At 41.5% G+C, this 18,576-nt stretch carries 19 protein-coding genes; 13 read left to right on the top strand and 6 right to left on the bottom strand.

The features are described 5' to 3' along the window. The first annotated feature begins 225 nt into the window (after positions 1 to 225). From DWZ67_RS12750 to DWZ67_RS12690, 13 genes are all read left to right on the top strand, one after another. The gene (locus tag DWZ67_RS12750; RefSeq protein ID WP_120138937.1) at positions 226 to 1,524 is read left to right on the top strand and encodes a sigma-54-dependent transcriptional regulator; all 1,299 of its coding nucleotides are present in this window, start codon (positions 226 to 228) and stop codon (positions 1,522 to 1,524) included. A 185-nt stretch (positions 1,525 to 1,709) separates the two neighbouring features. Next, positions 1,710 to 2,345 (top strand): RteC domain-containing protein, encoded by a 636-nt coding sequence (locus DWZ67_RS12745; protein WP_120138935.1) that lies wholly within the window; start codon positions 1,710 to 1,712, stop codon positions 2,343 to 2,345. Between the two features lie 110 nt (positions 2,346 to 2,455). Continuing rightward, positions 2,456 to 3,403, top strand: a complete 948-nt coding sequence (locus DWZ67_RS12740) for a DUF6047 family protein (RefSeq protein ID WP_120138933.1) — start codon at positions 2,456 to 2,458, stop codon at positions 3,401 to 3,403. 5 nt (positions 3,404 to 3,408) lie between these two features. Next, entirely contained in the window at positions 3,409 to 3,585 is a 177-nt protein-coding gene (locus tag DWZ67_RS20135; RefSeq protein WP_165852473.1) for a hypothetical protein, read from the top strand. Then, entirely contained in the window at positions 3,586 to 4,302 is a 717-nt protein-coding gene (locus DWZ67_RS12735; RefSeq protein WP_120138931.1) for a DUF6047 family protein, read from the top strand. Between the two features lie 11 nt (positions 4,303 to 4,313). Beyond that, on the top strand, positions 4,314 to 4,634 hold the full coding sequence (locus DWZ67_RS12730; RefSeq protein WP_120138929.1) for a hypothetical protein: 321 nt from the start codon (positions 4,314 to 4,316) through the stop codon (positions 4,632 to 4,634). A 6-nt stretch (positions 4,635 to 4,640) separates the two neighbouring features. After that, positions 4,641 to 5,408 carry a DUF6047 family protein gene (locus DWZ67_RS12725; RefSeq protein ID WP_207888810.1) on the top strand — a complete coding sequence of 256 codons (768 nt, stop codon included), beginning with the start codon at positions 4,641 to 4,643 and terminating at the stop codon, positions 5,406 to 5,408. Positions 5,409 to 5,895: 487 nt separating this feature from the next. Further along, on the top strand, positions 5,896 to 6,051 hold the full coding sequence (locus DWZ67_RS12720) for a helix-turn-helix domain-containing protein (RefSeq protein ID WP_117985631.1): 156 nt from the start codon (positions 5,896 to 5,898) through the stop codon (positions 6,049 to 6,051). Between the two features lie 3 nt (positions 6,052 to 6,054). Beyond that, positions 6,055 to 6,345, top strand: a complete 291-nt coding sequence (locus tag DWZ67_RS12715) for a helix-turn-helix domain-containing protein (RefSeq protein ID WP_120138925.1) — start codon at positions 6,055 to 6,057, stop codon at positions 6,343 to 6,345. Between the two features lie 624 nt (positions 6,346 to 6,969). Continuing rightward, entirely contained in the window at positions 6,970 to 7,227 is a 258-nt protein-coding gene (locus DWZ67_RS12710; protein ID WP_016274270.1) for a hypothetical protein, read from the top strand. Between the two features lie 546 nt (positions 7,228 to 7,773). Then, positions 7,774 to 8,127, top strand: coding sequence for a hypothetical protein (locus DWZ67_RS12700; protein ID WP_016274271.1), 354 nt, complete (start codon positions 7,774 to 7,776; stop codon positions 8,125 to 8,127). Between the two features lie 185 nt (positions 8,128 to 8,312). Then, positions 8,313 to 9,314, top strand: coding sequence for a beta-ketoacyl-ACP synthase III (locus tag DWZ67_RS12695; protein WP_016274272.1), 1,002 nt, complete (start codon positions 8,313 to 8,315; stop codon positions 9,312 to 9,314). 141 nt (positions 9,315 to 9,455) lie between these two features. Beyond that, positions 9,456 to 10,958 carry a glutamine synthetase family protein gene (locus DWZ67_RS12690; RefSeq protein WP_005832480.1) on the top strand — a complete coding sequence of 501 codons (1,503 nt, stop codon included), beginning with the start codon at positions 9,456 to 9,458 and terminating at the stop codon, positions 10,956 to 10,958. Positions 10,959 to 11,019: 61 nt separating this feature from the next. Here DWZ67_RS12690 and DWZ67_RS12685 read toward each other — a convergent pair whose 3' ends face one another. The 6 genes from DWZ67_RS12685 to DWZ67_RS12645 form a co-directional block, all read right to left on the bottom strand. Beyond that, positions 11,020 to 12,714 carry a B12-binding domain-containing radical SAM protein gene (locus DWZ67_RS12685; RefSeq protein ID WP_120138924.1) on the bottom strand — a complete coding sequence of 565 codons (1,695 nt, stop codon included), beginning with the start codon at positions 12,712 to 12,714 and terminating at the stop codon, positions 11,020 to 11,022. Between the two features lie 1,438 nt (positions 12,715 to 14,152). Further along, complete coding sequence (locus tag DWZ67_RS12670) at positions 14,153 to 14,557, bottom strand: aspartyl protease family protein (protein ID WP_118696589.1); 405 nt, start codon at positions 14,555 to 14,557, stop codon at positions 14,153 to 14,155. Beyond that, positions 14,558 to 15,202 carry a hypothetical protein gene (locus tag DWZ67_RS19985; RefSeq protein ID WP_133302943.1) on the bottom strand — a complete coding sequence of 215 codons (645 nt, stop codon included), beginning with the start codon at positions 15,200 to 15,202 and terminating at the stop codon, positions 14,558 to 14,560. Between the two features lie 909 nt (positions 15,203 to 16,111). Continuing rightward, positions 16,112 to 17,161, bottom strand: coding sequence for a DUF3871 family protein (locus tag DWZ67_RS12655; RefSeq protein WP_118696592.1), 1,050 nt, complete (start codon positions 17,159 to 17,161; stop codon positions 16,112 to 16,114). Next, positions 17,124 to 18,014, bottom strand: a complete 891-nt coding sequence (locus tag DWZ67_RS12650) for an AAA family ATPase (RefSeq protein WP_118696593.1) — start codon at positions 18,012 to 18,014, stop codon at positions 17,124 to 17,126. The genes DWZ67_RS12655 and DWZ67_RS12650 overlap by 38 nt, the downstream gene beginning before the upstream one ends. Positions 18,015 to 18,108: 94 nt before the next feature. Continuing rightward, positions 18,109 to 18,378, bottom strand: coding sequence for a hypothetical protein (locus DWZ67_RS12645; protein ID WP_117962683.1), 270 nt, complete (start codon positions 18,376 to 18,378; stop codon positions 18,109 to 18,111). Between the last annotated feature and the right edge of the window lie 198 nt (positions 18,379 to 18,576).

Genomic DNA, 18,576 nt, shown 5'->3' with positions numbered 1-18,576 from the left:
TTAATTTGTAGAGAGTTATTAAGGCTAAAAAATTATTGGAAGATAATCGTTCTAATGCATAAAGGTATGCCATTATAAACAGATAGATGTGCCGGTCCTAGAACTATAGCAATTGACATCATTGTTGGAAGTATGAGGCGAAGAAGCAACAGCAGAGGTGGGGAAACTAGCGGTAGCAATGATAATAATGATGGAGAAGACTGAGAAATCAAAGGAAGATATGTAATGAAAATAATATTGGTAGTGGAAGACGATCGAGGATATGCTCGAGTAGTGGTCAATTGGCTAGTGAAAAACGGTATGGGTGCTCGTTATGTGTTGTCGGTAACGTCGGCAAAAGAGTTTATTTCGAGAACAGAAGTTGGATTGGTACTATCAGACTATTGTTTGCAGGACGGTAACAGTATGGAATTACTAGAATGGATGAATGCGGAAGGCTATCGGATACCTTTTCTTGTTATGACGGGTTATGGAAACATACAAGGTGCAGTAGAAGTTGTAAAGAAGGGGGCCATAGACTATCTGCCTAAACCAGTACAGACGGAGAAAATACGAGAGTTAATTTCTGGTCTGTTGCGAGAACAAGAGAGATTAACGCGGAATGATTGGTTTTATTATCGGGGGATAAGTCCGCTTGCCGTGAAGCTACAAGAATATATTCGATTAGTGGCTCCGGTGGATACTTTGGCTGTGTTGATACGTGGCGCATCAGGTACGGGAAAAGAATATGTGGCCCGGCAGGTACACGAGTTGAGTAGGCGGGCAGATGCCCCTTTTATTGCGGTAGATTGTGGAGTTCTTCCAAAGGAATTAGCGGTTTCAGAACTGTTCGGTTATGCAAAGGGTGCTTTTACCGGAGCGATGGAAAACAAAGCGGGAATGTTTGCTGCTGCCAATCATGGTACATTGTTTTTGGATGAGGTGGGTAATCTGAGTACCGAGGTGCAAAGGTCGTTATTACGTGCATTGCAGGAAAAATGCTACCGCCCCATAGGTGGTAAGGAAGAGTTGCAAACGAATATCCGACTGGTGGCCGCTACCAATGAGGACCTGGAGAAAGCGATAGCTGAAGGTCGGTTCAGAGAAGACTTATTCCATAGGCTGAACGAATTTCCGTTGCATGTACCATTGCTGGCAGAGTGCATTGAGGATATTATCCCGTTGGCGGAATTCATGCTGGATGCTGCTAACCGGGAGTTGGGAAGGAGTGTGAAAGGCTTTGACCGTGAAGTACAGAAACGGTTGAAAGCTTATTCGTGGCCGGGAAACATACGGGAACTGAGGATGGTTGTCAGACGGGCCACCTTATTGGCGAAAGATGACTGGATAACCACCGGGGAGATAGACCTTTCCGATAAAGGCAGGCAACCGGAAGAGTATTCACTTAATGACGAGCGGACGGAACGGGCAACCATTCTGAAAGCATTGGAGGCAACGGGCAATGACAGGAAGGCTGCCGCACGGCTGCTGGGCATCAGCCGGAGCACGCTTTATCTGAAACTGAGGAAGTATCGTCTGGATTAGAATATGTCCGAAATTCGGACACATCATGTCCAATCCACAATGCTTTTATGTACACATCATTTTTACTGCTTTCTATATGGTTTATTTACAATGTTTTATCTGTGTGCTGTTTCAGGCATGACACTTGTCTTTATTCCGGCAGGATGAGTGGAGAGTTGAATTGTGGAACCTAAAAACATGATACGATGAAGACATTGGTGGAAACCTCTCTTTTTAATCTGTTCGCCTCTTATACAAACGGTGCCGAACCTGCGGCAGGTGAGTTGCCAGCCGCCTATGACGATTTCGTGAACTGCCTTGCCACGTTTTCATCGGCAGGGGACTTGACGGGACAGCTACGTCGTCTGAACTACACAAAAATAGAGCTGGCCTTTATGCGGCAGACCTGCAACGGAATGGCTGAAGATTGCCGCAATATCCTGTATGACGTGTTTATCGACAAGACGTTGGCGTTGCTGGATGCGGAAGCGGAAATACTGAAGGAGATGCTTCGTCATGGTACCGTATCTGCCGGATTCCATGCGGAAGCGGTGCGTGGAAGCGGAAGGAAAACTTCCGTCACACTGACATGGAACGGTACGGACAGCGACCTGATTGAACTGGTGGCTGCACTGATGGCAGCCGGTGCGATAGGTACGGCCGAAGGCCGGGATTTGAAAATTGTGGATGTTATCCGCGTTTTCGAGGAAGTGTTCCATCTGAAAATCAATGCGCTGTACACCAAGCGTGGCAAAGTGTTCGACCGTTGTACGGACACCACTCCGTTCATTGACTCCCTGCGCAAAAGTTATAACCGGATGTTGGACGCACGGCTGGCGTAAAGGTTGTACGCCAACAGCCGCCAACGGATGACTCGTATGTATGAGGTATTGCAGATTGGTGGCTGAATGTTTTTCTTTGTCGCCGGTTATCATGTCTAAAAATACAAGCTATGTCAATCCTGAATGATATTTGGAACCGCATTGCCCGGAAACCGGACAGGTGGAAAGCGGCGGCAACGGAAACTTCCGGGACGGAAAACCGGGTATATGCGGTGGTTACGGAAGAGGGCGTGATGCTGTTTTCCGACACCCTCAAGGGTATGAAGGCACGGAACAGCTATCTGCAACATCTGGCCGACGGCTTCTTCAACGTGACCAAAGTACCCGAAACTTTGCGGATATATGAGATTGACCTGCCTACCAAACGGATGGCCGGGCTGGCGGACAACTGCATCGAAAAGCTGTCCAAAGCGGATTTGCGAAGTACAGACGCACAATTGCGCAGGTCGGTGGTGAACTTCACCTTCGACAAGTTTGCGGATAGAAGTGTACTGGACGGTGGGGTGTGCAGGGCAAAGTTCGACCTGCGGCCCGATTTCCATAACTTCGACCGGCTGACAAAAGAATTCGGTTTGGGTATCTCGCCCCGGAACTATGATGTAGCGGCATTGCTGTATATTTCGGAAAACGGGTACGCCGGGATTGTTGCGGCAGACAAGGTGCATCCGTTCAGCTATGAGTATGAGTTCAGGGAACTGGCGGAGAAGCTGGGAGACAGCATGAGGGCACGGATGAGCGCGCCTTTGTCGGCACACGACTTCGGCTATGCGGCCTTACAGAAAGAGGCAAAGGAGATGGCGGCGGATTTGTTGCAATCGGAGTTCCATATTACGGATGGGGAGTTCAGGTTGGGCGCACGGATAAGCCGGACAGAAAGGATGGGAATGTCACATCCGGTGTCGTATCCGCATTCGGAAGAGGAACAGACCGGCGGGTTACCGGAAACACACTACAGGGAGGAAGCTCCTGAACAGCGGATGTCTGACAGCCACCGGCAGGTGAAGCATGCGGCTTCCATTACCCCACAGAAGAAGGAGAAGAAACAATTAATCCTATAGAATCTATGGAAGAAAAGAAAAAGCAAGCGGTGGAAAGCGGCAGTCTGTATATGACATTGGACGCCTTTTACAGACCCGTGTATCTGAGTATGCGCGGACAGGGGGAAAAGGGATTTTCCCGTTATATCAGTAACAACGTGAGGTCTCATACGACCGGTCGGGAATTTATTCCCGACCACTGAATGTTCCGTTTCGACTTTAAAGACAAAAGTCTGATTCCTCCCATATTCGGTACGGACAATGCGGATTATCTGGAACGGCTCTGTCCTGTACTGGAACGGGAGAATATATATCCGTCGGGGGTGGTGAGACTCCGGGATGCGGCATTCTGTGAGGAACGGGGGATTGTACATCTGTCATTATCAGCGGAACATACGGCTTTGCTGGAAAATGAGGATTACAGGCGGCTGCGACATCGTTTCGGAATGGATGGGGATGTGATACGCAGCGGGCTGGCTGCTTTTCCCACCTACATGGCGGTGGAACACGGGCGGAAGGTATTGCTGTTTGACAAGACAGACGGTGGGGACAGGATGCTGGATGAGTTTCTGAGTGGGCTGGCCGAACGTTTTTTTGACGGCAAGCGGAAACCTGAGAGCTTGAGGTTTTATGAGGTGGCTCCGCTGAATGCCGCATACCGGGCAAAAATAGGTGACGGACAGACGGTTTCTTCGGATATGGTGAGATATGGGATTTGTGTGGCATGTTGCGACATGGCACCTACGCTGAGGAACTTTAACAGGCTGAGAAATTTGCAACGGCAGCCTATGCCGCTGACCGGAGAACAGGAACGGATAGTCTCGTCACTGGTGGCACGACCGGATAATGTACGGTTTCCGAACGTGGAAATGAGGGTGCGGATTCCGGCAAAGAGAAAAGGACAAGGAATGAACATTTAATTTTTTGATGAATGGAAAAAGAGAATACGAATAGTGGCAGTGTGTATGTCACAGTGGACGGACATCTCAACCCGGTGCATGTCAGTATAAAAGGTACGGGTGAGGAAGGTTTTCTGGAGTTTATGCTGGAAGATGTGGAGAAGGCGCTCAAGGAAACGGAAATGCCTACCATGGGCATGATGTATTATAATGTGCCTGATATGGGGATTGTACCGCGTTTGCGGGAAGGGAATAATGATGATTATCTGCGAAGACTGGAAAAGGCGATGGACGGACATGGGATTAAGCTGCATAGATACCTGACTCTGTCGGAAGTGGTGTATTGCCTGTGAAAGTACATGGACCCGCTTTCAAGGGACGAGAACTATACCCGACAACTTACACCGGGGATATGGCGGGAGATAAAGTCCACACCACCCGAAGTGATAGCGGAGATGCAGGATGATTTGAAGCATGGGAACACGTATTATACGGGTGTTGAGACGGGTAAAGGGGTGCTGCTGTTCGGTAGGGATTACGTAGGAAACCGTCAATACGGGGATTTTATGTCAACGAATATAGAGAAGCGTTTCTTTGAACCGGACTTTGATGAAAAGTATCTGAATGTGTATGAGTTACGGGGATGGCCTTCATTGATGGAAGGGAAAGTAAACCGCTGTTGCGATGATTACGGCTGTTTGTTACCGTTGGAGAAGATTCCGGCAGATGCTTTTGTGGACAAATCGGTATTGAAAAGTATAACGGACAGTGAGTGTTATGATCTTGCTCCTACATGGGAGAACTATTATAGGCTGACTGATTCCGGAAAGGGGCTGGGCCTTACGCGGAGTCCGTATAATTATGACCGGATGACACTGCTGTATATCATGGATAAGGGCTATCCGAGAGACGGACTGATAGATGAATACCCGGACAACTTCAGTTTTTACGATAAATTCGAGAAGATAGAAAACAAGCTGCTGGGCCGCAACAGATGGGATGTGTATGATGTGATGCAGGAGAAGGCGAAGAAACTGGCAGGGAAATTGTTGAAAGAGCACTTTTCGGACATACGGCGGAAAACAGATGTAAAGGAAAAAGAGCATGTGAAAAAAATAAGGGTATAAAGATATAGGATGATAAAAAAATGGCAGGGGAAACCCCGTTACTGTTTGGAGGCAGATAACGGGGCTTTTCTTTTTATTTTGTGGTAGCAGTAACCTTAGTTTGAATTTTTTCAGTTTTGTAAATGACATTTTGGCGGAAATAAGCAGTCATAATAGGTATAATTATGGAATGAAAATATGGAAGGAGTAGAAACCGGTGACTGGGTTACGGAAAAGGTTAGATATGTTATTTGTCCGGATGAGGATATTTTGTATACTTGGAGTGACAATGCACGCCAACGGATGACTTTAATTCTGAATGCTTTGTCAAGTGTGGAAATATGCTTTTATTTGCTTTGTAAATAGTGAAATTATAAATCAAATTGTTATGGAATTAGTTGTTATAGAGAAACATGCGTATTTACAGTTAAAACTGCAAATAGAGAGTTTATCCGCCCAGATTGAATCCGTTAAAAAGAAAATTGGTCCGGTCGAAATGGAAAAGTGACTGGATGCCCAGGAGGTCTGTCTGGCCTTGAATATCTCCAAACGAAGTTTGCAAGGCTATAGGGAATACGGGATTATTCCATGTTCTTGTATAGGTGGTAAATATATGTATAAAGAGAGTGATTTGGCCAAAATATTAATTCAAAAAGAAAGATAACATATGGACGGAGTAATCACAAGGCAGTCAGAAGAGTACATAATGATGATGAGGATGCTTAAGAAATGCTCAAAAGAGATACTTGAATTTCAGGATTTGCCTGTTCCTATAGCCGGTGAGGTCTATATGACCGGTGAACAGATATGTGGCATGTTGCATATCTCAAGCAGAACTTTGCAGAAGTTACGTGATGAACGGGGGATAGCTTATACTGTCATAGGGGGTAAGTTTCTTTATCCTCTTTCTAAATTGCAATTGTTATTGGAAGAAAATTATAGAAGTTATATTCGTTAAATCAAGTGGATAATTTGTATTTATGCCATTTTTTTGCTACTTTTGTAAAAGTAAGTAAGAGTGTAACAGGAAGAAAGTTGCAGCATATACGCGGTGAATTATTCGGTGTCATAGGAGCAGAGGCTTTTGGTAAGATACTGATAATGAATAGGGAAATTAAAAGTTAATCGTTCCCTGTCTCTCCGCTGAATTAACCGGGAAAAACCGGACAGTAAACATACAAGTCCCACAAATTCAATGATTTGTGGGGCTTTTTTTATCCCCTTGTGCCTGCCTTAAAGTATTTATCTATTAAAAACTTAATCCTACGAAGCAGGTCAGAAAACAACATAAAAAAGGCCATCTATCCCAGACAGCCAATCTTTTGTTAACCTTAAATCTAATACTATGAAAAACACATTACAAATGTACATGTTTTCCACTAACCTCCAAACCGGCAGCGGTTAATATTATATTATATAACAACCCTTAATGCTCATTAAGGCTTTATCAGCGAAAACGCAACGTGCATTTGCTCCCAACGCATCATCCGTTTGCCCGGTGTGCATTATGCATCCGGCACAGATGGATGATGCGTTCTGCAAATCCGTCACATCAACAGTCAATTCTAAAATAACCATTACAATGAAAGCAACCCCAAACAAAGGAATGAAACTCTCCGCTGAAGATGTCAGAGCCTGCCTTCAGCACCGCTTGCACCGTAGCTTGAACTATAGGTTCTACCTCGTGCTGTGCTCCCGCTACACCTTTCAGAGTCGCCTGAAAGGCGTGGAACGCTGCCGTCTCACGCCAGCCACGGTGCTGGGCTACTTCAAGGAGGAAGGGGAGGAGTTGGGGGTAGGAAGTAAATTGGTTAGTTCGGATGGAAAAATTCGTATATAATGCATAAGCCGCATCCGTCGAATATAATGAAAGGAGATGTGATGAACAATTACTAACTTATATTCGTGAGAATAGACTGATTGAGAAATATTAATAAAGTAAAGAACAAAAGATAACAAAATAGTATAGGACAGTTAAAGTACAAAGGACATTTCGGTAGCGTGGAATACGGTGAAGAAGACAATTGCTTGTTTGGCAAAGTTCTTGGTCTTAAAAAGGATTGTATTACCTATGAAGGTGAAATCATTAGTGAATTGAAAAGTGACTTTGAGGGTGCTATCCTTCATGGCATGGCAGCCGCCAACGTCTCTCCCATTCTAACTTTGCAACATGTTTTATTAATAAAAATATGCAAAATAGAGAATGTATTTCTAATACATTCTGATTATTTTAGTATATTATATATAGGGTGGTGGAGGATGAGGTGAGTCCCTCTTCCGCCACCTTATTTATTTCATTAATTTTTAGCCGATTCTAACTGTTTATTTGTATCCCCTTGGCTGGTCCCTTACCTTTGTCATGTTATCGAATTAAGAATAGACAAAGATGGAAAAAGAAATGAGCCCCATGACAACGGAGATACTGAAGAAAGGTTATCTCCTCTTCCCCATTCCCCGCCGGTATACACGGTTTGGTGTTTCTTTGTGGGATATGCCAGACCCGGATAATGGGAATGTAGACACGCATTGGACGTATGGCGGTTATGAGTATGTGAGTAATCAAAACTTCCATCCAACCGCCTGCGATGCTCCATTCGCTGGAAAAGGAAATGTGGCCGGTTGTGCGGCCAATCGTGCGTCATCGTTGCAGGTAGCGGATTTTTTGTTCTTTGTTTGCAGAAAGGTTATACGGAAGTACTCCTGCAGGGTTCGGATAGTAGTGAATCCCGTTGTGTTTTAAAGTGTTATTATTTGTAGACAGTTAATGTCTTTTTGTTGTCAGATTCATTGATTTCTATTCTCTTTTCGTATATTTGCGCCCATTAATTAAAGATTGTCACACGACTGTTCTGAAAAAAGTGTGATATTCTGATAACATATTTAAATAGGGTTATTCCTGATTTTACACTAAACTGGATAGGATTAATGGAGAATTTGAATGCAGTGATTACGGGAGTTGGAGGATATGTTCCGGACTATGTCTTGACTAATGATGAAATATCTAAAATGGTGGATACCAATGATGAATGGATTATGGGGCGCATTGGTATAAAGGAAAGACGCATTTTGCATGAGGAGGGGCTTGGAACTTCATATATGGCTCGTAAGGCTGTGAAACAACTGATGCAGCGCACAAAGACCAGCCCGAATGACATTGACTTGGTTATCGTAGCTACTACTACTCCCGATTATCACTTTCCTTCTACCGCATCCATCTTATGTGACAAATTGGGCCTGAACAATGCTTTTGCTTTTGATATGCAGGCTGTTTGCAGTGGATTTCTGTATGCAATGGAGGCGGGGGCGAATTTTATACGTTCCGGAAAATATAAGAAGGTTGTCATAGTAGGAGCTGATAAGATGTCATCGGTGATTGATTATACAGACCGCGCTACCTGTCCTATTTTTGGTGACGGTGCTGCCGCTTTCATGCTGGAACCCACCCGGGAGGATATGGGAGTAATGGATGCCGTATTGAGAACAGACGGGAAAGGTCTGCCCTTCTTACATATCAAAGCGGGAGGCTCCGTATGTGCTCCATCTTACTATACACTGGACAATCGGATGCATTATATTTATCAGGAAGGACGTACAGTCTTTAAATATGCTGTGGCCAATATGGCGGATGCTTGTGAGGCGGTCATGGAGAGGAATCACTTGGCGAAGGAGGACATTGACTGGGTGATTCCCCATCAGGCAAACATGCGTATAATTACTGCTGTTTCGCAACGCTTGGGAGTATCTCCCGAAAAGGTAATGGTCAATATAGAACGGTATGGAAATACAAGTGCCGGCACGCTTCCATTGTGTGTATGGGATTTCGAGGATAAGCTGAAAAAGGGGGATAAACTGATTTTTACAGCATTCGGAGCAGGATTTGCTTGGGGGGCTATTTACGTGAAGTGGGGATACGACGGAAAAGGTTGAGGCTCTCTGATAAGATTTAGGTTGTTTGTTTTTTTTCTGATACAACTTTTAGTATCTTTGCGAAACAGCAGTTTTTTATTGTGACAGAAAATTGCATGTGTTTTGTTAACCATATAGAAAACTAAAAACAATCAGCGTATTATGAACCAGGAATTATCCATGAGCCCCAATCTATTGGTGGCTGCCCTTCAAAAACCGGCTTCCGAATTTACGAAAGCAGACATTGTTTCCTATATAAAGGAGAACGACATTCGTATGGTGAACTTCATGTATCCTGCGGCAGACGGGAGACTGAAGACACTGAACTTTGTCATCAATAATGAAGCATACCTTGATGCCATACTTACATGTGGTGAACGCGTAGATGGTTCCAGCTTGTTTCCGTTTATAGAGGCCGGTAGCAGTGATTTGTATGTAGTGCCGCGTTTCCGGACCGCTTTTATAGACCCTTTTTCTGAATTGCCCACACTGTCAATGCTCTGTTCTTATTTCAATAAGGATGGTGAACCGCTGGAAAGTTCTCCGGAATATACCCTGCGTAAGGCATGTCAGGCATTCACTACGGTTACGGGGATGGAATTTCAGGCTATGGGAGAATTGGAATATTATGTCATTTCTGAAAATGACGGATTGTTCCCGGCTACCGACCAGCGTGGTTATCACGAATCGGCCCCTTATGCCAAGTTCAATGATTTCCGTACGGAATGTATGTCATATATTGCGCAGGCAGGCGGACAGATAAAGTATGGGCATTCTGAAGTCGGTAATTTTACGCTGGACGATAAGATTTATGAGCAGAATGAAATAGAGTTCCTGCCGGTGCGTGCCGAGGAGGCTGCTGACCAACTGGTGATAGCAAAATGGGTTATTCGTAATCTGGCTAGCCAGTATGGATATAACATTACTTTTGCACCGAAAATCACGGCAGGAAAAGCCGGTTCCGGATTGCATATACATATGCGTATCATGAAGGACGGGCAGAACCAGATGCTGAAAGATGGGGCACTTTCTGAAACAGCCCGTAAGGCCATTGCGGGCATGATGAAGCTGGCTTCTTCCATTACGGCTTTCGGTAATACAAATCCTACTTCCTATTTTCGTCTGGTTCCTCATCAGGAAGCACCGACCAACATTTGCTGGGGCGACCGCAACCGTTCGGTATTGGTACGCGTTCCGTTGGGCTGGTCGGCAAAAACGGATATGTGCATGTTGGCAAATCCGTTGGAGACCCCAAGTCATTATGATACTACACAGAAACAGACGGTGGAAATGCGTTCGCCTGACGGTTCGGCCGATTTGTATCAATTGATTGCCGGACTTGCTGTAGCTTGCCGTTATGGATTTGAGATAGACGATGCTTTAGGAATTGCAGAAAAAACATATGTCAATGTAAATATCCACAAGAAAGAAAATGAAGATAAGTTGAAACAACTGGAACAGCTTCCTGACAGTTGTGCCGCTTCTGCCGATTGTTTGGAAAGACAGCGTGCTGTCTTTGAGCAATATCATGTGTTCAGTCCTGCAATGGTTGATGGGGTTATTTCCAAACTGCGTTCTTACGAGGATAGAACCTTGCGTGCAGAGATACAAGACAGTCCGGAGGAGATGCTGAAACTGGTCGAGAAGTATTTCCACTGCGGATAGGAGAAGAAATGAGGGCATAACTCGCCGCAGGTTACACAGATTGCTATAGAATTTCTGATAATCAAGAACTTTTATTTGTGTTAATCTGCGGTGATTGTGTATTTTGACACCTCTCCATTATTCCTTTGGCTTTGAATACTGGTTCTGCTTTTTGTATTTCCGATTCGAAGCCGAACCAATAACCATTTTGGGTATTGTCGTCAATGGGTAGAAAACATAAGCGGAGGCTTTCTTTGTAGTTTCCATAGATGACTTCCCAATATTCCGGTGGCATCTGGCGCTTGGTCTTGACTTTCTCTGCTGGTTTTTTCTTTAATGACATGCCTGCCTCTATCCAGGCAATGGTGACCATGATTTTATAGGCCGGATAATGCATACTGCAGAATTCATAGAGTACGAGGCCTCGCTTTTCCAGGCTCATGGGCTGGTCTATAAGATTTTTATCGATTAAAAATTCCAGAAAGCGACGTAGGAAGTCGTTGTCGTCCAGAATCAGCTTGCGGGTGATGGCTTGCCAAGCAGTTGTGTTATAGAATCCATCCAGAAGACGTGACAGTTGCCGGGCTGTTTGAAGCTCGTTGACACTGATTTCATTTGTTTGAAGCACTTCATAAGGGGGGAGAGGAGAATATCGGATGCCTAGTTCTTCCGCTCTTCTTCTCATTTCTGTGCCGGGAAGTAACTTCAGGGATTCAAGCTGTATCTCGCCGGCATTGTATCCGGCAAGTGTACGCACATCTTCAAATATTTCGGATAGGCGGTATAGAGGCAAGCCGGCAATGAGGTCGGCGTGTGTTTCCATATTGGGTAGGGAACATAGGAAACGAAGACCTTGCAGTGAGTCCTCCAGGCTTCCCATCCGACGGCTTTTCTGGAGGACCGGTTCGCGCAGGCTTTGAATACCGGCCTCGAGATGGAGCAATCCTTTAGGTAGCTTTTTCAATTCATTTTTCAGCTCTTCGGATAATAGTGCAGGGTGTATTTCTAAGTGAAAGCATATGTCCGGGTTGAATTCCAGGAAAAGTTGCAGTAATTCTTTAGCACGGCGCGGATTATAATTAAAGGTCCGGTCGAGGACGCGTACGTTTTTTATTCCATGACTGTGGATAATTTGAAGGCGTTCACGGATACTTTCAATGGACAGTGTGCGCACCGGTTTTTCTTCACCGCTGACGCAGAATGCGCATGTGTTGAAACAGCCTCGGGTAGTCTCCAGTTGTACGAATGGTTTGCTCCAGTTGAAAAAACAGCTGTTTTCCGGTGGTACGAGCCGTGAAAAGTTAAGTACACGGGCTATGCCGTTGTCTATATATTGCTTTTGAGGATTCATATAGCAGAGTCCCGGAATACTGTTCCACTTTTCCGGCTGGTTCCAGCAAGACAGCCATTGGGGGAATGCTTCTTCTCCCTCTCCCCTGAATACACAGTCGATGAAAGGGTTTTTATGCAGAAAGTCTTCATTGTTTCCTAAGAATTCAGGTCCACCCAAGATGAAGTAGCTATTGGGAAGCAATGCTTTTAATCTCGCTGTGATGTGCAACAGTTGTTCGTGGTTGAACAACCATGTCGTTGCGGCAATGATGTCGGGTTGGTGCCGGTATATTTCGTCGACAATCATTCCTACGTTTTCATTGATGGTGGCAGATACGATTTCCCATTTTACGGAATTGTTCTTTGCTATTTGTGCGTGCAGTGCAGGGAGTGCCAACGAAGAGTGTGCATACGAGCTATTGAGGTCTATCCAGAGAATTTTCATATTTGATTGAATTTCATCTTTGCAAAGATAACTGATTTTGCTTTTCGTATAAACAAAAAGGGTTATATTTGCATGTCGGAAATCGAAAATAGTAGAGTTATTGGTATAGAATGTTTTTTGAAAGATGAAATATTCTTTTTGTATTCTTATTTCTATAAGGTGATAACGGGTTGTCTTATCACTGGCTTGATAAAGTAAGGAAGGAAGTACTATTAAGTGTGATTGATACAGAATGCAAAATATCGGAATAAGTTTCCAGCTATTTTGAACATTTTGAGAAAGTAAACTCTTTTGTACAAGGACTGGTTTAGGTAATTGATTCCTTCCTATGATGTAGGGATACTCTGTGAGGAGTATCCCTACAATTTTTTACATTGATTCCACGTTGCCTCCCTTTGGGGGATTGTTTGGACAATAACAAAAAAAGAGGAATATTCTTTCGAATTTCCTCTTCTTTGCGGGTGGCAGATGGGACTCGAACCCACGACATTCAGAACCACAATCTACTATATTATTATACTTATGTCTGTAATTGTCAGTAAGTTAATACTCTCTTGATTTAGTCAATAGAACAACTATTGACCAACAATGGCAATGCTTATACATTGCCAATACTAGCACTTGGAAGTGCTAAGTTTCTTGTTTCTTTTCCATAATTCAATTCTTTATTTAAAGTTTATAATGCAGTTATCATATACCACTAGAAGAGGTAAGCTTTAAGTGATATTGATTAATCTTCTCTTTCTATTAAATGAAACACCTAATAATCAGATATAATAGAAAGGCACAGCAACCAAGGGTATAGCGAGGGTTATTCTTAACATCAATAATTAGACATTTGAGGATAACCACACATCTTCTACTCCATGACATTTCTATCTTTATTGGCTTCTCCCATGGAAATTCAGGTTGCCTATAAGTCATCTTCTTAATTGTGTAGCTTTGATTATACCATACACATAGAATGATAACTATCCAACCCATTAAATTAAACCATGGGTTAATAAATGATTGCCCTTCATCAATACCCCCATGTGGCTTTGGTTCATACTTCATAATTCAACACCTTTAATAGATAGTAAACTCATCCTTATCTTTGTATTCCCATTGAATTATTTTCCACTTAAAGAAGATAAAATACCTACCAAAGAATGGATACCATTGTACTCTTTGAGGCATATTTATATCATGTAAACACATCTTTCCCATATACCAAGCCATAGGTAATGTAAACACTAAGGCAATGAGTAACTCTGCTCTATTTAGCATTGCATTAACTATTATAATCCAGTTGAATACATATATCATTAGATACATGATTCTATGAAGTATAAATAGAGTAATAGCTACCCACTTTCCTCTCTTATTGCTCAATAACCATTTTAGAAACAAATGTAAGCAATAGAACATTACAAGTAATAAAGCAAGTGATAACATCTTAACTGTGTGTATTAAGTTCTTTGAAATCAATAATCCATTTATTCTCTATTAAAAAGTCTGTACCCAGTAATCCATGTATTTGTATTCCACTATTTTCTTCAATGCCTTTAAAAGCATCTGATAGTGGCTGTACACAGAACTTTGGCTTATAGGTATAACCTTCAAAGTTGAAAGGTAGAATAACCACATCTGCCTTACGCTTAGTTCCATCTATTCCACTGATGCAGTAATCACCAATAGGCTCTACTATATCCTTGAAATATTCTACTACATTACTATCAATCAAACAACATGTACTCCCAGTATCTAGGATGAAACAAAGGTGTTTATCCTCTATCTCAACCACTATAATAGGTAGTTTAGTTTGATTAAGTCCATGATATAAGGAATGTCGTATATTCATCTATATTTTAACTCTTACAATATTACTTTCTCCCTCTTTCTCCAATGTTAGAAGTTTGGCTTGTCTCATATCAATAACTTCACCAACAGCTATATTAGAATTTTTATCAAGTGGAATATATGTCTCTCCACCTGCCTTCATAATAAACCTGACAGAATTACCATATTGAGAAGCTACTACTATAGCTTGACTAACAGCATCTATTTCTTCTGCATCAAAGGGTCTTTCTTCTATAACTTTCCAATTAACAGATGGAATATTGGGCTGTAAAGCCTTTCTTAAAAGTTCTTTCTTATAGAACTGGTCTATATCATGATACATTATATTTTCATGAACCCAAAACGGAAACTTCCATTCTTTTTTTATAATACCATTCACCCTATACACAACTATATTGTTAGTAGCTACCACTTGAAAGCAAAATTCTTCACCTTTATTATTTGCAATTAGTAAGCTTGAAGAGGATTCCTTTATAACTTTAAAATCTAAGTATGACTTAAATTTCTGTAGTAGAGAAATCCATGGAGAATCTGTTGAGTGCTTTGAAAGATTAGCTTCTCTTTCTTCTCTATCTATTTTCTTTTGATAGAGGTGATGCAACCATATAAGAATAATGATAGCAATAATAAAAATAGTCCAATTCATATTCTTCTTTTTGTAGCCATACCACAAAAAAAAGTGTGGTACTTTCCTGCTGAGTCCAAGGCATCACCACAACACCTACAATCACAAACAAGGAAAGCCCACACCTGATGGTATGAGCATTCACTCCCTTACTGCTGTGATTGTTAGTCTTCAAAGTGGTGATTTTAGGACTTCACAAGTAAGAAGCAAACACTTCTTTTTCTAATATGTCTTGTTAAACTTCTATTTCATTAGCAATCATTTGATTGTTTCTGTTGCAAAGTTAAGACTTTCCACATATAAACAATCATCCGAAAGCTACTTTTAATAGGTTTCAATCCATATTAGTACCATTGGTATGGGCTATGTTCTTGTATTACAAAGTTAATCTTTATTTCTTAGTATCTCTGTCTAACCATAGGTATATTACTAAACCTACAATACTAAATACAATCCACTTTATCATTAAATAAAATTCTGTCATGATTCAATCAATTTAAAAGCCCCAACCTTGATAGGCTGAGGCTTGAACAACAATAAACTACAATACAATGAGGCATTGACCTCAATGTAAATCTATGAATACTCCTTCATCTAATCACCTTTCACTAACCACTTGAAGTGGATTAGTTTAATGAGGGGATTATTAACCTACCTACAAATCTCACTCTTATAGTTAATTTCCAAAGCTAAGAGGCTATTGTGTATAATTTCCTCAGGTTAGTCTGAGACACTTGAAGGTGTTAGGTTATTGAATGTATTCACTTCTATATTCTTTTTATAAGAGAAGTGAATACAAATACCAGTTTTCTCACTTACCTCTGTATTATAAATAAGGATGTAAATGAGGCTAACAAGAATTTCCTAACATAATGGATATAAGAAGTAAGATAAGGTGGAGGTTAAGGAAGTTGTGTTAATTATAACTGGTTACTGGATAAACCAGTTGTATTCATTAGTGCCATACAGAGCCTTATTTAGCCCTTCTGTAAGCTGTGTGGCATTCAGTGATCTATCCAAGAAGTTATCTATATAGCTGCTTTTATTGGCTCCAGTGAGTAAATTATATACATTCCACATAGATATGGCACTCTGATTCTCAGGAAGAGCAAAGTTTTCATCACTATAGTATGATTTAGCAACAATACCTATCTGTGTATCAGTCATCAGCATTTGAGGAAGCCTTTTCTTCTGTTCAACTGGAAGATATTGATATAATCTACTCTTACCCAAGAACTGTGCAAATTGGCTTTCAGTCATATAACTATCCTTATAAGCACTCATATAGTATAGGTGCTTGGCTATGTTATACTCCTGAAATAGCCTCATCACTGAACTAGATAAATCAGCAGTACTCATCACCTTTAACTCAGACTTGTAACCATCAGTTGAGACACACATATTACAGCAAACCAAATTTTTAAAGCCAATGAATACCTTGAACTTTTCTGCACCTTTCTTGCTATATAGATTCTCATGATTATATGCCCTTACTCCACCAATAGTAAGATTCAATCTATTGCCCATTATATCTTCATGGATAGTGGGAATTTCAAAACAGAACATCATTCTTTCATAGTAAATAGTCTTGTCTGATTCAAGTAAATCCTTCACTGGTTTATGAATAGCTTCGGGTGTTCTGCCTTTAATGACATGGCTTACTCTGATTGCAGGTTCTTCAATTCTCTCATTGGGAAATATCTGATTGGCAGCTTCCCAAACCATTTCAATAAATGAAGGGTGACTGATAGTAATCTCATTATCTTTGCTGAACACTGGTACTACACAATCATTTCTAAGATGCTCAATAGTGACTTCTTTAGTATTAGCCTCTATGAATGGTAATTTGTTTACCCTTCTGGAGCTGATAATTTCAGTCTCTATAGTTTCAACTGGGGTTTCAATCTCAAACTTTGGCTGATTGAAGGTTTGCATCAACATATTAGTTCTGTGTACTGGCATTAACTGCATTGCTTCCATAATGTATAAAATTAGGATTATAGTTGATAATAGGTTTATTGCTCTCTTCTTGTAACTGCATCTTCTTCTGCATGAAATCTGATGTAAGTTGCTGATACCATTCTGGGTATTGGTGATAAATGGAGGTAAGTTCTTCAATGGTTTTAGCCTGATTTATCTTCTGCTTTATCATATCCAAGTTTACTCCATTATTGCACCAATCCAGTATTATTTGCCCAGTAGTGGGTGTAATAGTAAAATCTGGTTTACCTATAAATAGACTTGTTCTATCTTTTGATGCAATGGCTTGATGCTTCATGTTAATATCAAGGACTATGGTAAATTCATAATCTATTCCATCCCTCATTACTGCTTTTAATCCCACTTTCTCAGGAATCATCTTACCATTCTTTTCACTTAGTACATAGTCTTGTTTACACCTCATGGTACAAATCACATGGCTTTGGGATTGTAGAATCTTCTGCATGAAGGCATTAATTCTTGGTGTAATCTTCTGCCAGTTAGTGAATGAATTACCTTGTAGGTTAGCATGATACTCCAGAAGGTTGTCCCAACATTGGGAAATGCTATCAATGATTATCACTTCCATATTAGCATCCTCACACACCTTTATAGCCTCAATATAGGTTTCAGGTGTAAAGTTGTCTTGAAGGGGTAATACATTGTAGTTGCCTAAACTGGCATATAAATCAGCACTTCCATTCTCACTATCAATGATAGCTATTTTAGTCCAGTCATTAGTCAGACCATAGGCTAATAATAAGGCTGAATAAGTCTTCCCTGAACCTGCACAACCTTGTAGAGCAAGCTTTATCTTAGCCTGCTTCTTTGATGATACTCTTAAATTCAACATATTGTAATCTATTAATTGTTGATGGTTAGTGTATAAAGAAAAAAGAGTAGCCAGTCTTTCAACTGAACTACTCTTCTAGTGGTAAGCATAACCTTTATAAAGTTGCCAATGTCATACAATCACTTTCACCCTTCTGATGGAGCATGTAGAACATATCCCCAGTATCAGGTGAACATACTTGTGAAATAACTGGATTGGTGATTTCTCCATTAATAAACTTGTCACTCACTGCACCAGTTTCACAGCCATATACAAAGAAGCATTTACCAGTGTGTGGATTCTGCTTCACTTCAATAGCTTTAACTTCCTTCTGAGACTTGAACTCATTGATAGTCATTGTCTCTAAAAACTTTAACTTTCCCATAATTCTGTAATTTAATTGTTGTACTTAATGAGGTAATTCTAACATTGATTACCTTCAAGTGCATAGGAGGAAGTAATGAGCAGTGCTGTTTGTATTAGTGTAATGAGCATCCTATTCTAGTTCATTATCCAGTTTACTTCCACTTCATCACCTGAAAATTAAGTAGGGGGAGTAGCCCAATATTGCAAGATTAGGGGG

This window comes from Bacteroides sp. AF34-31BH (genome assembly GCF_003602795.1).
Taxonomy (GTDB): domain Bacteria; phylum Bacteroidota; class Bacteroidia; order Bacteroidales; family Bacteroidaceae; genus Bacteroides; species Bacteroides uniformis.
The sequence above is the reverse complement of the archived record's forward strand: the minus strand, read 5'-3'. Positions and strand labels throughout refer to the sequence as shown.

Excerpts from the sequence above, each read along its gene's own strand:
- DWZ67_RS12685 (WP_120138924.1), bottom strand. The coding sequence starts at position 12,714 with ATGAAAATTCTCTGGATAGACCTCAATAGCTCGTATGCACACTCTTCG.
- DWZ67_RS12650 (WP_118696593.1), bottom strand. The coding sequence starts at position 18,014 with ATGTTGAATTTAAGAGTATCATCAAAGAAGCAGGCTAAGATAAAGCTT.
- DWZ67_RS12710 (WP_016274270.1), top strand. The coding sequence starts at position 6,970 with ATGAAAGCAACCCCAAACAAAGGAATGAAACTCTCCGCTGAAGATGTC.
- DWZ67_RS12750 (WP_120138937.1), top strand. The coding sequence starts at position 226 with ATGAAAATAATATTGGTAGTGGAAGACGATCGAGGATATGCTCGAGTA.
- DWZ67_RS19985 (WP_133302943.1), bottom strand. The coding sequence starts at position 15,202 with ATGAATTGGACTATTTTTATTATTGCTATCATTATTCTTATATGGTTG.
- DWZ67_RS12700 (WP_016274271.1), top strand. The coding sequence starts at position 7,774 with ATGGAAAAAGAAATGAGCCCCATGACAACGGAGATACTGAAGAAAGGT.
- DWZ67_RS12695 (WP_016274272.1), top strand. The coding sequence starts at position 8,313 with ATGGAGAATTTGAATGCAGTGATTACGGGAGTTGGAGGATATGTTCCG.
- DWZ67_RS12735 (WP_120138931.1), top strand. The coding sequence starts at position 3,586 with ATGTTCCGTTTCGACTTTAAAGACAAAAGTCTGATTCCTCCCATATTC.
- DWZ67_RS20135 (WP_165852473.1), top strand. The coding sequence starts at position 3,409 with ATGGAAGAAAAGAAAAAGCAAGCGGTGGAAAGCGGCAGTCTGTATATG.
- DWZ67_RS12730 (WP_120138929.1), top strand. The coding sequence starts at position 4,314 with ATGGAAAAAGAGAATACGAATAGTGGCAGTGTGTATGTCACAGTGGAC.
- DWZ67_RS12655 (WP_118696592.1), bottom strand. The coding sequence starts at position 17,161 with ATGGAAGCAATGCAGTTAATGCCAGTACACAGAACTAATATGTTGATG.
- DWZ67_RS12745 (WP_120138935.1), top strand. The coding sequence starts at position 1,710 with ATGAAGACATTGGTGGAAACCTCTCTTTTTAATCTGTTCGCCTCTTAT.
- DWZ67_RS12740 (WP_120138933.1), top strand. The coding sequence starts at position 2,456 with ATGTCAATCCTGAATGATATTTGGAACCGCATTGCCCGGAAACCGGAC.
- DWZ67_RS12670 (WP_118696589.1), bottom strand. The coding sequence starts at position 14,557 with ATGAATATACGACATTCCTTATATCATGGACTTAATCAAACTAAACTA.
- DWZ67_RS12690 (WP_005832480.1), top strand. The coding sequence starts at position 9,456 with ATGAACCAGGAATTATCCATGAGCCCCAATCTATTGGTGGCTGCCCTT.
- DWZ67_RS12715 (WP_120138925.1), top strand. The coding sequence starts at position 6,055 with ATGGACGGAGTAATCACAAGGCAGTCAGAAGAGTACATAATGATGATG.
- DWZ67_RS12645 (WP_117962683.1), bottom strand. The coding sequence starts at position 18,378 with ATGGGAAAGTTAAAGTTTTTAGAGACAATGACTATCAATGAGTTCAAG.
- DWZ67_RS12725 (WP_207888810.1), top strand. The coding sequence starts at position 4,641 with ATGGACCCGCTTTCAAGGGACGAGAACTATACCCGACAACTTACACCG.